The 14,916-nt window shown below is 68.5% G+C and carries 14 protein-coding genes; 11 read left to right on the top strand and 3 right to left on the bottom strand.

Annotated elements, in window-relative coordinates; all coding sequences use genetic code 11:
- Window positions 1-43 precede the first annotated feature (43 nt).
- Genes VHAB30_RS24850 through VHAB30_RS24840 form a run of 3 tightly spaced genes read left to right on the top strand, consistent with a single transcriptional unit; the run spans window position 44 to window position 3,211 of the window.
- Window positions 44-1,801, top strand: a complete 1,758-nt coding sequence (locus VHAB30_RS24850; RefSeq protein ID WP_235926908.1) for an ArnT family glycosyltransferase — start codon at window positions 44-46, stop codon at window positions 1,799-1,801.
- The gene (locus VHAB30_RS24845; RefSeq protein WP_159278914.1) at window positions 1,798-2,787 is read left to right on the top strand and encodes a glycosyltransferase family 2 protein; all 990 of its coding nucleotides are present in this window, start codon (window positions 1,798-1,800) and stop codon (window positions 2,785-2,787) included. Before VHAB30_RS24850 ends, VHAB30_RS24845 begins: the two co-directional genes overlap by 4 nt.
- A gap of 10 nt (window positions 2,788-2,797) precedes the next feature.
- Window positions 2,798-3,211, top strand: coding sequence for a GtrA family protein (locus VHAB30_RS24840; RefSeq protein ID WP_159273447.1), 414 nt, complete (start codon window positions 2,798-2,800; stop codon window positions 3,209-3,211).
- A gap of 25 nt (window positions 3,212-3,236) precedes the next feature.
- Here VHAB30_RS24840 and VHAB30_RS24835 read toward each other — a convergent pair whose 3' ends face one another.
- Genes VHAB30_RS24835 through VHAB30_RS24825 form a run of 3 tightly spaced genes read right to left on the bottom strand, consistent with a single transcriptional unit; the run spans window position 3,237 to window position 5,958 of the window.
- Entirely contained in the window at window positions 3,237-4,436 is a 1,200-nt protein-coding gene (locus tag VHAB30_RS24835) for an amidohydrolase family protein (protein WP_159278913.1), read from the bottom strand.
- Window positions 4,391-5,158 (bottom strand): TetR family transcriptional regulator, encoded by a 768-nt coding sequence (locus VHAB30_RS24830; RefSeq protein ID WP_095743155.1) that lies wholly within the window; start codon window positions 5,156-5,158, stop codon window positions 4,391-4,393. Before VHAB30_RS24830 ends, VHAB30_RS24835 begins: the two co-directional genes overlap by 46 nt.
- 26 nt (window positions 5,159-5,184) lie before the next feature.
- Entirely contained in the window at window positions 5,185-5,958 is a 774-nt protein-coding gene (locus VHAB30_RS24825; protein WP_062473986.1) for a ferredoxin--NADP reductase, read from the bottom strand.
- A gap of 319 nt (window positions 5,959-6,277) precedes the next feature.
- Here VHAB30_RS24825 and VHAB30_RS24820 point away from each other — a divergent pair, with 319 nt between their 5' ends.
- From VHAB30_RS24820 to VHAB30_RS24785, 8 genes are all read left to right on the top strand, one after another.
- The gene (locus VHAB30_RS24820) at window positions 6,278-7,897 is read left to right on the top strand and encodes a 6-hydroxynicotinate reductase (protein WP_159278912.1); all 1,620 of its coding nucleotides are present in this window, start codon (window positions 6,278-6,280) and stop codon (window positions 7,895-7,897) included.
- Between the two features lie 4 nt (window positions 7,898-7,901).
- Window positions 7,902-8,804: a UPF0280 family protein gene (locus tag VHAB30_RS24815; RefSeq protein WP_159278911.1), complete on the top strand. Its 903-nt coding sequence runs from the start codon at window positions 7,902-7,904 to the stop codon at window positions 8,802-8,804.
- Between the two features lie 21 nt (window positions 8,805-8,825).
- The gene (locus tag VHAB30_RS24810) at window positions 8,826-9,467 is read left to right on the top strand and encodes an amino acid synthesis family protein (protein ID WP_095743158.1); all 642 of its coding nucleotides are present in this window, start codon (window positions 8,826-8,828) and stop codon (window positions 9,465-9,467) included.
- A gap of 38 nt (window positions 9,468-9,505) precedes the next feature.
- Window positions 9,506-10,090, top strand: a complete 585-nt coding sequence (locus tag VHAB30_RS24805; protein WP_062473977.1) for an amino acid synthesis family protein — start codon at window positions 9,506-9,508, stop codon at window positions 10,088-10,090.
- 59 nt (window positions 10,091-10,149) lie between these two features.
- Window positions 10,150-11,355 (top strand): ABC transporter substrate-binding protein, encoded by a 1,206-nt coding sequence (locus VHAB30_RS24800; RefSeq protein ID WP_062473975.1) that lies wholly within the window; start codon window positions 10,150-10,152, stop codon window positions 11,353-11,355.
- 81 nt (window positions 11,356-11,436) lie between these two features.
- Window positions 11,437-13,362, top strand: a complete 1,926-nt coding sequence (locus tag VHAB30_RS24795) for an ABC transporter permease (protein WP_070063549.1) — start codon at window positions 11,437-11,439, stop codon at window positions 13,360-13,362.
- The gene (locus VHAB30_RS24790) at window positions 13,359-14,150 is read left to right on the top strand and encodes an ABC transporter ATP-binding protein (RefSeq protein WP_095949850.1); all 792 of its coding nucleotides are present in this window, start codon (window positions 13,359-13,361) and stop codon (window positions 14,148-14,150) included. Before VHAB30_RS24795 ends, VHAB30_RS24790 begins: the two co-directional genes overlap by 4 nt.
- On the top strand, window positions 14,147-14,881 hold the full coding sequence (locus VHAB30_RS24785) for an ABC transporter ATP-binding protein (RefSeq protein WP_139703387.1): 735 nt from the start codon (window positions 14,147-14,149) through the stop codon (window positions 14,879-14,881). The genes VHAB30_RS24790 and VHAB30_RS24785 overlap by 4 nt, the downstream gene beginning before the upstream one ends.
- Window positions 14,882-14,916 lie beyond the last annotated feature (35 nt).

Genomic DNA, 14,916 nt, shown 5'->3' with positions numbered 1-14,916 from the left:
GCTGATCTTTGCCGCCGCGCACTACGCCCAGTTCGCGATCTTCGTGATTGCCTGCTGGGGTGCCGGCCGCGCGGTGCTCGCGCGCCTGCGCCCGCCCTCGCGCCGCGACGCCTGGCTCGAGGCGGCCATATCGGCCGCGCTCGGCGTCGGCCTTTACATCTGTGCCTTCCAGGCGCTGGCGATCTTCGGGCTCTTCCGCCGCGAGGCCACGCTGGGCCTGATCGGCGCGGGTGTCGTGGCCGCCGCGTGGCAGTGGCGCGGCTGGCGCGCCGAGGTGCGTGCGCTGCGCGCGGCCGCGCCCGCCACGCCGCCGTGGACCCGCTTCGAACGCATCGCCGCCATCGCGCTGGCACTGGTCGCGCTGCCCGCGCTGGTGGCGCCGCTCGCGCCGCCGGCGGCCTTCGACGAGCTGATGTACCACCTGCCGTATGCACGCCTCGTGGCGCAGCAGGGCACGCTGGGCATCCACGACTGGCTGCGCTACCCCTGGTTCCCGTACAACTACAACCTGCTGTACGCCGCCGCACTGCAGGTGGGCGACGACGTGCTGCCGCACTTCCTCAACGCCCTGGCGGGCGCGCTGTCGGTGCTCATGATCTTCCGCCTGGGCATCCTGCACGCCAACCGGCTCACCGCCTGCATCGGTGCGGCCATCTGGCTGGGCATGGGCGACTACGCCAACGCGCTGATCGACATGGGCGTCGCGCTGTTCGTGCTGTCGGCCTTCGTGGCGCTGTGGTGGTGGCGCGAATCCGAACCGCTGCGCGACGGCTCGCGCTGGCTCTGCCTGGCGGCGTTCTGCCTCGGCGTGGCGGCGGGCTCCAAGTACCAGGCGCTGATCTTCCTGCCGCTGGTGGCGTTGTTCGTGGTGCGCCACGAGCGCCGCCTGCTGCAGGCCTGGGCGCCGGCGCTGCTGTGCTTCCTGATTCCGTGCATCTACTGGTACGCACGCAACGCGATCATGACGGGCGACCCCTTCAACCCGATCGGCGCGCGCGTGTTCGGCTTCACCGAATGGGTGCCGGCCGACTACGTGCAGCAGGTGGCCGACGTGCGCGACCACGCCGAGATGCCCAACGCGCTGATCTGGTCGGTGTTCCTCGCGCCCTTCAGCGTGTGGTGGAAGCGCTCCGCCGCGGTGCGCGCGGCGGGCTGGTTCTGCCTGTACTCGGTGGCCGTGTGGGTCGTGACCTCGCGCTACCCGCGCTACCTCATGGCCTCGTTCCCGCTGCTCGCCATGACGGCCGCCGTGGGCTGGCAGGTGCTGTTCGGCTGGATCGCGGCGGGCGTGCGCCGCCTGCGCGGCGCGTCCGCTGCCGTCGCAGCCGACGGCCCGCGCAGTGGCGCCGGCGTCGGCGACTGGGTCGTGGTGCTGCTGCTGGCCGTGCTGGCCGCCGTGTCGGTGGGCCAGACGGCCACCAAGGTGTCGATGATCTCGCTCACGCCCGAGTCGCGCGAGGCCTTCCTGCGCAAGCACGTGCCGGGCTACGGCGTGATGGACTACGTGCGCCGCAACGTGACCGGCCGCGTCTACCAGATCGCGCTGAACGAGGCGATCTACTACGGCCCCAACCCGATCTGGGGCGACACGCTGGGGCGCTGGCGCTACCGCGACTACCTGCTGATGTCGCCCGGCGACACGGCGCGCAAGCTGGCGGCCGAGGGCTTCACCACCGTCGTCATGTCGCCCGAGATGGTGAAAGTGCTCAGCGTGCGGCCCGGCTTCGACCAGTACTATGGCCTGCTGCACGACCAAGACGGCAGCCGCGCCTACCGACTCCTTCCGACGACCGCCCCATGACGACCGACCACCGACCCGCCCCCGTGTCCGCCATGCCGCGCATTGCCGCCGTCATTCCCTGCTTCAACGAGGCCCTGGCCATCACCCAGGTGATCGAGGGCTTCCGCGCGGCCCTGCCCGGCGCCGAGATCCACGTCTTCGACAACAACTCCACCGACGACACCGCCGCCGTGGCCCGCGCGGCCGGCGCGATCGTCACGCACGTGGCCGCGCGCGGCAAGGGCAACGTGGTGCGGCGCATGTTCGCCGACGTCGAGGCCGACATCTACGTGATGGTCGACGGCGACGCCACCTACGACACCACCGCCGCGCCGCGCCTCATCGCGCGGCTGGTCGAGGGCAACCTCGACATGGTGGTCGGCAGCCGCGTGGACGACGGCCAGGACGCGCTCACCTACCGCGCCGGCCACCGCTTCGGCAACTGGCTGCTCACGGGCACCGTGGCGCAGCTCTTCGGCGGCGGCCTCACCGACATGCTCTCGGGTTACCGCGTGTTCTCGCGCCGCTATGCCAAGTCGTTCCCCGCGCTGTCGCAGGGCTTCGAGATCGAGACCGAGCTGACCGTGCACGCGCTCGAACTGCGCATGCCCTACGCCGAGGAAGCCACCGCCTACAGCACGCGCCCCGAAGGCTCGCACAGCAAGCTCTCGACCTACCGCGACGGCTGGCGCATCCTGAAGACCATCGGCAAGCTGTTCGTGAGCGAGCGGCCGCTGCAGTTCTTCTCGATCGTCGCGGCCGTGCTCGCGATCGCTGCGCTCGCGCTGGCCGTGCCGCTGTTCATGACCTACGCCCACACCGGCCTGGTGCCGCGGCTGCCCACGGCGGTGCTCGCCACCGGCGCGATGCTGGCGGCGCTGCTGTCCTTCGTCTGCGGCGTGGTGATGCACACCGTCACGCTCGGCCGGCAGGAGGCCAAGCGGCTGCGCTACCTGGCGCAGCCTTGCGTGCGCGAGAGCTTGCGCAAGAGCCTGCGCGCGCACTGACGGCGGCGCGATGAAGATCGGGCGCGAGTTCCTCTCGTTCGCCGTGGCCGGCGTGATCGGCTTCGTGGTGGACGTGACGGTGCTCTACCTGCTGGCACCGCTCTTGGGGTGGTACGGCGCGCGCGTCGTGTCGTTCCTGGCCGCCGCCACCACCACCTGGCTCTACAACCGCCGCTACACCTTCGCGGCGAGCGCGGCCGGCGCCGCCACGGGGCGTTCGGTCTGGCGCGAATACCTGGGCTACCTCACGACCATGCTGGCCGGCGCGGTGCTGAACTACGGCACCTACGTGCTCACGCTGCACTGGGTGGAAGGCCGCTGGGCCGCCGCGCTCGGCGTGGCGCTGGGCAGCATCGCGGGCATGGGCGCCAACTTTCTCTCGGCGCGCTATCTGGTCTTCCGCTCGCACCGCAGCGGCGGCTGAGGCCGCCGGGCGCGTGCACTCAGGTTCAGTGCCCGCCCGACACCACCACCGGGATCTCGGTGGCCGGCGGCGTGTTGCGGCTGCGGCCGCAGCGCACGAGGCCGTCGATCATCACCATGCCCACGCCCGGGATGTCGCCCAGCTGCACGCTTTCGAGCAGGCCCGGCGCGGGCGAATGCTGGGCACGGTCCATGAACACGAAGTCGGCCGCGCGGCCCACTTCGATCAAGCCGCAGTTGAGCTTGCGGATCTTCGCCGTGTTGCCCGTGGCGAAGCAGAACACCAGCTCGGCCGGGATGTTCGCGATGGACGACAGCATCGCCACCATGCGCAGGATGCCCAGCGGCTGCACGCCCGAGCCCGCGGGCCCGTCGGTGCCCAGGATCACGCGGTGCGGGCACTTCAGTTCGAGCGCCGCCCGGGCCGCCGCGATGGCGACCTTCTCGTTGCCGTTGTGCACGATCTCGATGGCGCGCGTGCTCTTCTCGCACAGCTCGCACACGTGCGCCTCGGGCAGCGAGGTGTGGCCGCCGTTGATGTGGCCGATGATGTCGGCGTCGGCTTCGAGCACCACGTCCTTGTCGATCAGCCCCGAGCCCGGGATCGACGGGCCGCCCGTGTGGATCGTGCTCTGGATGCCGTACTTGCGCGCCCAGGCCACCATCTCTTTCGCCTCGTAGCCGGCCTTCACCGAGCCCAGGCCCACTTCGCCCAGCAGGCCCACGCCGGCTTCGGCGAGTTCCTTGAAGTCGCTCTCGACCATGCCCTTCTCGATGACTGGGGCGCCGGCCAGCACCTTCACGCCACCGGGGCGGAAGTTGTCGAAGGCGCGCTGCGCGGTGATGGCCAGCGCCTTCAGGCCGACGATGTCCTTCGGGCGGCCGGGCAGGTGCACCTCGCCGGCGGAAATCATGGTGGTCACGCCGCCGTGCATGGTGGAGTCGATCCAGCCGATCTGGCCCTGGCGCGGCGTCCAGTCGCCGAACACCGGGTGCACGTGGCTGTCGATGAGGCCGGGCGCGACGCAGGTCTTGCGCGCATCGATGACGGTCTGTGCGCCTTCGAGGTCGCAGTCTTTCTCCTTGCCGACCGCCACGATCAGGCCGTCGTTCACCACCAGGGTGTCGGCGTCGAGGATGGGCTTGTCGATGTCGCCCGAGAGCAGCAGCCCGATGTTCTTTATGACGACCTTGCCCGACTTTGCGCCGGCTGCGATTTCTGCCATTTCGTGGTGTCCTCGTCGTGGGGTGGGGAGTTGTTGTCTTGTTCCTGGATGTCGTCCGCGCGCACGGTGCGCAGCAGGGTCTCGATGACGAAGTCTTCCCAGTGCGCGACGGCTTCCGGCGACTCCAGCGGCTCGCCGAGGAAGGCCGTGAGCGTGTGCCGGTTCGAGGTGTAGAAATAGCCGGTGGACGCGATCAGCAGGTAGATGTCGCGCGCCACGAGGTCGGTGCGGAACAGGCCCTGGGCCGCGCCGCTGGCAAGGATTTCCGAAATGATGGCCACCGCCCGCGACGAGTACTCGCGCGCCCGCAGCGACTTCGAGATGTGCCGGCCCTTGTGCAGGTTCTCGGTATTCAGCAGGGTGACGAACTCGGGGTTCTTGCGGTAGTAGCCGAGCACGAAGCGGATGACTTCGGTGAGCGCTTCCACGGGCCGCGAGGCATCGAGCGCAATGGCGGCCTCGGCGTCGTCCATGCGCTGGTAGATGCCTTCGAGCACCGCGATGAACAGGCCCTCTTTGCTGCCGAAGTAGTAGTAGATCATCCGGTCGTACGACTTGGCGGCCTTGGAGATCTTCTCCACGCTGCCGCCGTCGTAGCCGTACTTGGCGAACACCTTGGTCGCCGCCTTGAGGATGCTGTCGCGCGTGGCCTGGGCCGCGGCCTCGCGCACGCCGGTGCGGCGCTGGGGCTTGGGCTTGCTGACGGAGCGGGAGTCGGCCATCGTGCGCGCAGCGCCTCTTCTATTGCTTACTTCTCGGCGAAGGCGCGTTCGACCACGAAGTCGCCCGGCGTCGAGGTGTTGCCTTCCTTGAAGCCGCGCTTTTCCAGGATGTGCTTCAGGTCGACCAGCAGGCCGGGGCTGCCGCACAGCATCACGCGGTCTTCCTCGACGTTCAGCGGGGGCAGGCCCAGGTCGTCGGTGAGCTTGTTGCTCTCGATCAGGTCGGTGACGCGGCCCTGGTTGCGGAACTCCTCGCGCGTGACCGTGGGGTAGTACAGCAGCTGCTTGGCGATCATCTCGCCCAGGATCTCGTGCTTGGGCAGGTGGTCGGTCACGAGGTCGTGGTAGGCCAGCTCGTCGACCTGGCGCACGCCGTGCACCAGGATGACCTGCTCGAACTTCTCGTACGTGTCGGGGTCGCGGATGATGCTCATGAACGGCGCCAGGCCGGTGCCCGTGCCGAACAGGTACAGGCGCTTGGCCGGCAGCGTGTAGTCGATGAGCAGCGTGCCGGTGGGCTTGCGGCCCACGATCACGGTGTCGCCCACCTGGATGTGCTGCAGCTTCGAGGTGAGCGGGCCGTCTTCCACCTTGATGCTCAGGAACTCGAGATGCTCCTCGTAGTTCGGGCTCACGATGCTGTAGGCGCGCAGCAGGGGCTTGTTGTTGACCTTCAGGCCGATCATCGTGAAATGACCGTTCGAGAAGCGCAGCGCCGGGTCGCGCGTGGTGGTGAAGGTGAACAGGCGGTCGGTCCAGTGGTGGACGCTCAGGACGCGTTCTTCGCTGAATGCACTCATACAGAACTCAAGTGTTGGTTGAAGACAGAAAAGGGTGGCTGAGCCGAAATGCACGCCTTTGGGGCGTCCGCCATCGGCCGGCTAGCAACCCTCCATTGTCGTTGGTCGGAAAAACCCCGATGAACACCGCGAGAAAACACCATTGCAAGCATCGGGCCTGTTTGCTACATTGACCTTTGATGTAGTGAACGCAACATGAAAGTGTAGGGGATGCTACACAAACGAAAGCCGCCGCACAAGCACCTGCACGGCACGTTTGTTGCAAACCTCCGGAGCCTGAAGACCCGCTCCGACAGCACCACACCACGAGATCGCCCCGATGACTGAACACACCAAGACAGACGGATTGCCCGGCATCGACATGCCCCTGGTCGCGCAGGCCGGCGGCGCCGCCTTCGGCAAGGCGCCGCCGCGCAACGAGAAGATGAGCACCGCCAAGGTCGAGTGCAACGCCTGCCCGGTGCTGTGCCAGATCTCCGACGGCCGCACCGGTGCCTGCGACCGCTACGCCAACCGCCAGGGCGTGCTGGTGCGCGTCGACCCGGTGGTGCTGCTGCGCCGCACGCTCGCCAGCGAGCAGCCGGCGCTCGTGCCCTTCGACCGCCCCGGCGCCGAGGCGGCCGAGGCCGATGCAACGCCTGACTGGAACGGCGACCTGCTGCACGCCGACGAGGTCTTCGTCACCGGCGTGGGCTCGTCCACCACCTACCCCGACTACAAGCCGGCGCCCTTCATCGTGGCCTCCAAAGCCCAGGGCGTCGACATGGTCACCGTCGTCACCGAAGGCATCTTCAGCTACTGCAGCTTCAAGGTGAAGATCGACACCGACCGCTTCCTGGGCGCCGAGCAGGCCAACGTGCGCTACAAGGGCGAGGTCGTGGGCCATGTCACCACGGCCGAGTACGGTTCGCAGATGCTGTCGCTGGGCGGCGTGCACCACCTCACGGGTGGCAGCAAGAAGGAAGGCCGCATGACGGCCGAGCTCATGCAGCTCCTGGGCAACAAGCAGGCGGTGGAGTGCACGATCGACGGCGGCGCCAGCCTCGTCATCCAGGCTGGCAAGGCGCCCATCGTCAACGGCGTCGAAGAGCAGCGCATGCGCGTGGGCTGCGGCTCGGCCGCCGTGGGCATCTTCGCGCGCCAGTTCGCCGGCGTGGCCGACGAGGTGGTGGTGGTCGACGACCACATCACCGGCGTGCTGACCGAGCACCAGGCCGGCCGCTGCCTCGACATGACGCCTTCGGGCATCCAGATGCTGGGGCGCAAGTCGACGCCGGGGCGCTACTTCCAGGTCGCGAATCCCGGCAACGGCTGGGGCGGCACCGACATCGCCGACCCGCTGGCGATCATCGAAGGCTGGGAAGAGGGCGTGGCCCGCCCCGGCCTGCGCCTGCTCATGACCTCCACCACCGGCGAGCACGCGCAGTGGTACGTGCTCGACGAGGCCCTGAAGCCCGTCGAGCAGCCCATGCCGCCCGAGGTGCGCCGCATCGTCGATCGCATCGGCGAGAACTGCGAGCCCTCGCTGTGCACCGTGCTGTTCCTCGGCGGCGCCGGCGGCAGCCTGCGCGCGGGCGTCACCGAAAACCCGGTGCTGCTCACGCGCGCCATCAAGCGCGCGCTGGTCAACGTCACCTGCGGCGGCGCGCCGGCCTATGTGTGGCCCGGCGGCGGCATCACCGTGATGGCCGACGTCATGCGCATGCCCGACAACAGCTTCGGCACCGTGCCCACGCCGGCCATCGTCGCGCCCATCGAGTTCAGCATGCGGCGCGACGACTACGAGGCGCTCGGCGGCCACGTCGAACACATCTTCCCGCTCGAACAGGCGCTCGCGCGCGGTGCGTGGCAGGAAGACGGCGCACCGCTGGCGCGCCAATGGCTCGTCATCGACGATGCCAACCCGTGGCCCCTGGGCCACGCCCCGATGCTGGGCTGAAACCATGTCCGCCCAACGCACGGCGCTCGACGCGGGCCGCTGGCATTTCAACCACGGCCCGATCGACATCGTGGCCGAAGCACACGGCGACCCGTACGCCGTCGCGGCCGCGCACGACGCGGCCTGGGCGCGCTTCGGCCATGTGCTTGATGAACTCGTGCGCGAGCTGCCGCAGCTGCGCCTGCCCGTGGCCGCACGCCAGCGCCCGCGTGGCGTGGTCGCGCGCCGCATGTGGGACGCCTGCGATGCCTTCTCGCCGCTGTTCCTCACGCCCATGGCGGCCGTGGCCGGCAGCGTGGCGCAGGAACTCATCGCCTTCTACGACCGGCCCGGCATCGAGCGTGCGTGGGTCAACAACGGCGGCGACATCGCGCTGCACCTCGCGCCCGGCCACACGGCGCGCGTGGGCTTGTTTGCCGACCTCGCGCGCTTCGACTGGCGCGACAGCGGCATGCTCACGACCGACGGCCAGTTCGAGCTGCACGCCGGCCAGCTCGTGCGCGGCGTCGCCACCAGCGGCTGGCGCGGGCGCAGTTTCTCGCTGGGCATCGCCGACAGCGTGACGGTGTTGGCCGCCACCGCGGCGCAGGCCGACGCCGCCGCCACCGTGATCGCCAATGCCGTCGACGTGGCCGACGCCGCCATCCAGCGCCTGCCCGCCAGCGCCTGCAAGGACGACAGCGACCTCGGCGACACCCTCGTCACCGTCGACGTGCCGCCGCTGGCGCCCGCGCAGGTGCACCATGCACTCGATGCGGGCGCGGCTTGCGCCCGCATGCTGCAGAAAAGGGGGCTCGTGTGGGCCGTTCTGCTCGTTTGCCAGGGGCAGTGGCGGCGGGTGGAACCCTTATGCTCGAAGTCGCTGGACATCGCGCTGCCCGAAGCAGTTGGTTCAGTATTTGCTTAACGAAAAGCAAGGTTCTTTTTCATGATCGAAATCCGTCGCGTCTTCACCCATGTCGAGCACATCCACCACGAGTTCGGACCGCGTGCCGAAACCCCGCTGGTGCGCGGTGCCATCGGCGCGGTGCTGACCAATCCTTTCGCGGGCCGCTACGAGCCCGACATCCTGCCGATGATGGCGCTGCTCGACCCCGTGGGCGTCGACATGGCGCACCAGCTGCACGCCGCCATGGACGTGCCGCTCGAGCAGATCGCCACCTACGGCAAGGGCGCCATCGTCGGCGCCGACGGCGAGCTGGAGCACGGCGCGCTGTGGCACGTGCCCGGCGGCTACGCGATGCGCGAGCTGCTCGGCTGGAAGGGCAGCCGCGCCGCCTACACCGCGGGCAAGGCCGAAGAGAAAACCGGCCAGCCCGGCAACGCGCTGTCGATCGTGCCCTCGACCAAGAAGGTCGGCCCGCCCGGCGCCGCGCTCGACGTGCCGCTCACCAACATCAACGCCAGCTACGTGCGCGGCCAGTTCGACGCCATAGAGGTGCGCGTGCCCGGCGCGCCGATGGCCGACGAGATCGTCTTCATCCTCGCGATGAGCACCGGCTACCGTGTGCATGCGCGCGTCGGCGGCCTGCTCGCCAAGGACATCAGCAAGTGGGACGGCCTGCGCTGACCGCACAAGACAAGAGACAAGACAAGGAACACACAGACATGACCGCCAACATCCGCAAGCTCGTCATCCAGGTCGATGAAACCCGCAAGGAAATGGGCCAGGACGTCACGCCGCCCACGCGCCGCGCCGTCGCCATCGCCGTGATCGAGAACCCCTACGCCGGCCGCTACAGCGAGAACCTCGACGAGCTCATCGCCATCGGCGAAGAGCTCGGCGCGCTGCTCGGCCAGAAGGCCGTGAAGGCGCTGGGCATCGAACCCGGCCAGGCGCAGAGCTACGGCAAGGCCGCCATCGTCGGCGAGCGCGGCGAGCTGGAGCATGCCGCCGCCATCCTGCATCCCAAGCTGGGCGCGCCGCTGCGCGTGGCGGTCGAAAAGGGCGCCGCGCTCGTGCCTTCGGCCAAGAAGCAGGGCACGCTGGGCACCGCCATCGACGTGCCGCTGGGCCATAAAGACGCCGCCTTCGTGCGCAGCCACTTCGACGCCGTCGAAGCCCGCGTGAGCGACGCGCCGCGCGCCAACGAGATCGTCGTGGCCGTGGCCGTCACCGACAGCGGCCGCCCGCTGCCGCGCGTCGGCGGCCTGCAAGCCAGCGAAATCAAGGGCGAAGACGGTCTTCGCTGACCTGTCATTGCATCGTCACCCGCATCGTGTTTTCTGTTCGAACTTCTAGGAGCTTCCCGATGAATCCATTGCGCCTTGCCTTCTGCGCCGCTTCCGTCGTCACGCTGGCCACCGCCCTCGTCCCCGCGCATGCGCAGGGCGTGATCAAGATCGGCGAAATCAACAGCTACAAGGCGCAGCCCGCCTTCCTCGAGCCCTACAAGAAGGGCATGGAACTGGCGGTCGACGAGATCAACGCCAAGGGCGGCGTCAACGGCAAGAAGCTGGAGCTCATCAGCCGCGACGACAACGCCAACCCCGGCGATGCCGTGCGCGTGGCCGAAGAGCTCATCTCGCGCGAGAAGGTCGACGTGCTGGCCGGCGCCTTCCTGTCGAACACCGGCCTGGCGCTGACCGACTTCGCCAAGCAGAAAAAATTCTTCTACCTCGCCGCCGAGCCGCTCACCGACAAGATCGTCTGGAGCAACGGCAACAAGTACACCTACCGCCTGCGCCCCTCGACCTACATGCAGGTCGCGATGCTGGTGCCCGAGGCTGCCAAGCTCAAGAAGAAGCGCTGGGCCATCGTGTACCCCAACTACGAGTACGGCCAGTCGTCGGTCGCCACCTTCAAGACGCTGCTCAAGGCGATCCAGCCCGACGTCGAGTTCGTCGCCGAGCAGGCGCCGCCGCTGGGCAAGGTCGATGCGGGCAGCGTGGTGCAGGCCCTGGCCGATGCCAAGCCCGACGCCATCTTCAACGTGCTGTTCGGCGCCGACCTGTCCAAGTTCGTGCGTGAAGGCAACACGCGCGGCCTGTTCAAGGACCGCGAGGTCGTGAGCGTGCTGACCGGCGAGCCCGAGTACCTCGACCCGCTGAAGGACGAAGCACCCAACGGCTGGGTCGTCACCGGCTACCCCTGGTACGGCGTGAAGACCGCCGAGCACAAGGCCTTCAACGACGCCTACCAGGCCAAGTTCAAGGACTACCCGCGCCTGGGTTCGGTGGTGGGCTACAGCGCCATCTACTCGATCGCCGCCGGCGTGAAGAAGGCCGGCAGCACCGACACCGAGAAGCTCGTGGCCGCCTTCAAGGGCCTGCAGGTCGACACGCCCTTCGGCAAGATCAGCTACCGCGCGCAGGACAACCAGTCCACCATGGGCGCGTACGTCGGCAAGACCAAGAACGACGGCGGCAAGGGCGTGATGGTCGACTACGTCTATCTGGATGGCGCCAAGTTCCAGCCGACGGACGACGAAGTGAAGAAGATGCGCCCCGCGGACTGATCGCGCGGCTCCCGCAACGCGCCTGCCGCCGTCGATCGTTTGCGGCGGGGCGCGGTGTCTCCAGTTTCCTCAGGGTCCCTCATGAGCTTTTCAGGCTTCGTTGTTCAGTTGCTCAACGGGTTGGCCGGCGCGTCTTCGCTGTTCTTGGTGGCGGCCGGCCTCTCGTTGATCTTCGGCGTGACGCGCATCGTCAACTTCGCCCATGGATCTTTTTTCATGGTGGGCATCTACGTCGCGTACACGCTGGTCGAGAAGCTCGGCCCGAGCGTGGGCTTCTGGCCTGCGCTGTTGATCGCCGCGCTCGCGGTGGGCGTGCTGGGTGCGCTCATCGAGGTGCTGCTGCTGCGCCGCATCTACAAGGCGCCCGAGCTGTTCCAGCTGCTGGCCACCTTCGCGCTGGTGCTGGTCATCAAGGACGCGGTGCTGTGGCTCTGGGGGCCTGACGAACTGCTTGGCCCGCGCGCGCCGGGCCTGAAGGGTTCGGTCGAAATCCTCGGTCGCCAGTTTCCTTCCTACGACCTGTTCCTGATCGTCGTCGGCCCGCTGGTGCTCGGCCTCGTGTGGCTGCTGCTCACGCGCACGCGCTTCGGCACGCTGGTGCGCGCCGCCACGCAAGACCGCGAGATGGTCAGCGCACTGGGCGTCAACCAGGCCTGGCTCTTCACCGCCGTGTTCGCGCTCGGCGCACTGCTCGCGGGCCTGGGCGGCGCGCTGCAGCTGCCGCGCGAACCCGCCACGCTCGAGATGGACCTGAACACCATCGGCGCCGCCTTCGTCGTGGTGGTGGTCGGCGGCATGGGCTCGCTGCCCGGCGCCTACGTGGCCGCGCTGCTCATCGCCGAGATCAAGGCCGTGTGCATCTGGCTGGGCGTGGTGCAGATCTTCGGCATCGACGTGTCGTTCTCCAAGCTCACGCTGATGGTCGACTTTCTCGTGATGGCCATCGTGCTGGTGTGGCGTCCCTGGGGCCTGTTCGGCCGGCCGCAGGCGCCGAGCCGCTACGTCGGCATGCAGGAAGAGCCGCTGCGCCGCCCGAGCACCGCCTACATCGTGGCCGCCGCCGGGCTCGCGCTGGTGCTGGCCGCGCTGCCGCTGCTGACGGCCGGCTCGCCCTATACCACGGTGCTGATGATCGACCTGCTGATCGCCGCGCTGTTCGCCACCAGCCTGCACTTCATCATGGGGCCGGCCGGCATGCACTCCTTCGGCCACGCCGCCTACTTCGGCCTCGGGGCCTACGGCGCGGCGCTGCTGGTGCGCGCGCTGCACCTGCCGATGGAGCTGGCGCTGGTGGTCGCGCCGCTGGTGGCCGCGCTCGGCGCCTTCGTCTACGGCTGGTTCGCCGTGCGGCTGTCGGGCGTGTACCTGGCGATGCTCACGCTGGCCTTCGCGCAGATCACCTGGGCCGTCACCTACCAGTGGGACAGCTTCACGGGCGGCAGCAACGGCCTGACCGGCGTGTGGCCTTCGGAGTGGCTGTCGAACAAGCAGGTGTACTACTGGCTCACGCTGGTGCTCGTGGGCGCGGGCGTGTGGTGGCTGCGCCGCGTGCTGTTCTCGCCCTTCGGCTATGCGCTGCGCGCGGGCCGCGATTCGGTGCTGCGCGCCGACGCCATCGGCATCGACGTCAAGCGCATGCAGTGGGCGGCCTTCGTCATCGCCGGCACCGTGGCCGGCCTGGCGGGCGCGCTCTACGCGTTCTCCAAGGGCAGCATCTCGCCCGAGAGCCTGTCGGTCGGCAAGTCGGTCGACGGCCTCGTGATGGTGCTGCTGGGCGGCATCCAGACCCTGGCGGGGCCGGTGGTCGGCGCCGTCACCTTCACCTGGCTGCACGACACCGTGGCGCGCAACACCGACTACTGGCGCGCCATGCTCGGCGCCATCATCCTGATCCTGGTGCTGCTGTTCCCGCAGGGCATTGCAGGCTCGATCAAGCAGCTCGTCGACCGGTGGCGCGCACCGAAGCATGATGAAGCAGACGCCAAGCTCAAGGAGGTGAAGGCATGAGCCTCCTCAAAGTCACCAACCTCGGCAAGTCTTTCGGCGGCGTGAAGGCCGTCGACGGCATCAGCTTCGAGCTGCCGCCCGGCGAGTTGCTCGCGCTCATCGGCCCCAACGGCGCCGGCAAGTCGACCACCTTCAACATGGTGAACGGCCAGCTCAAGGCCGACCAGGGCTCGATCACGCTCGACGGCCACGAACTCGTGGGCCGCAAGCCGCGCGAGATCTGGCGCAAGGGCGTGGGCCGCACCTTCCAGATCGCCGAAACTTTTGCCTCGCTCACCGTGGTCGAGAACGTGCAGATGGCGCTGCTCTCGCACGACCACAAGCTGTTCTCGATGTGGCGCCGCGCGGCCGACCACAAGCGCGACGAAGCGCTGGCGCTGCTCGACCAGGTCGGCATGAAGGCGCAGGCCGACCGGCCCTGCAGCGTGCTGGCCTACGGCGACGTGAAGCGCGTCGAACTCGCCATTGCCATGGCCAACTCGCCCAAGCTGCTGCTCATGGACGAGCCCACCGCCGGCATGGCGCCCCAGGAGCGCAACTCGCTCATGGCGCTCACCAAGGACCTCGTCATCCAGCGCGGCATGGCCGTGCTCTTCACCGAGCACAGCATGGACGTGGTGTTCGCGTACGCCGACCGCATGATCGTGCTGGCGCGCGGGCGCCTCATCGCGCAGGGCAAGCCGCTGGAAATCCGCGACCACCCGAAGGTGCAGGAGGTGTACTTCGGCAGCGGCAAGACCTTCGAGAAGATTGCAGAGAAAGCCGCAGCGCTTGGAGTCACCGCATGAGCACGCATGAACCTCTTCTGGAAGCCAAGGCCTTGTGCGCCTGGTACGGCGCCGCGCAGATCCTCTACGACGTCGACCTCGAAGTGCGGCGCGGCGAAGTCGTCGCGCTCATGGGCCGCAACGGCGCCGGGAAGTCGACCACGCTCAAGACGCTCATCGGCATGCTCACCAAGCGCCGCGGCGCGGTGCGCTTCCTGGGCCACGACATTTCGAAGAGCGAGCCGCACCACGCGGCGCGCCTGGGCCTGGGCTTCGTGCCCGAAGACCGGCGCGTGTTCACCGACCTCACGGTGATGGAGAACCTCGAGGTCGGCAAGCAGCCCGCGCGCCAGTGGGCCGACGGCACGGCCGCGCCGCTGTGGACGCCCGAGCGCCTGTTCCAGCTGTTCCCCAACCTCGGCGAGATGCCGAACCGCCCCGGCGGTCGCATGAGCGGCGGCGAGCAGCAGATGCTCACCGTGGCGCGCACGCTGATGGGCAACCCGTATCTCGTGCTGCTCGACGAACCCTCCGAGGGCGTGGCCCCCGTCATCGTCGAGCAGATGGCCAACATGATCCTCGAGCTCAAGGCGCAGGGCGTGAGCATCCTGCTGTCGGAGCAGAACATGCACTTCGCCGAGCTGGTCTCCGACCGCGCCTACGTGCTCGAGAAGGGGCAGATCCGTTACCACGCCACGATGGCCGAGTTGGCGGCCAACGAAGAAGTGCGCAGGGCCTACCTCAGCGTCTGATCATTTCGTTTCCTCAACCCACCGGAGTCCACACC

It is taken from the genome of Variovorax boronicumulans (assembly GCF_009811375.1).
GTDB classification, from domain to species: domain Bacteria; phylum Pseudomonadota; class Gammaproteobacteria; order Burkholderiales; family Burkholderiaceae_C; genus Variovorax; species Variovorax boronicumulans.
Note: the sequence above shows the minus strand (reverse complement) of the source record. Positions and strands in the feature narration are given on the sequence as shown.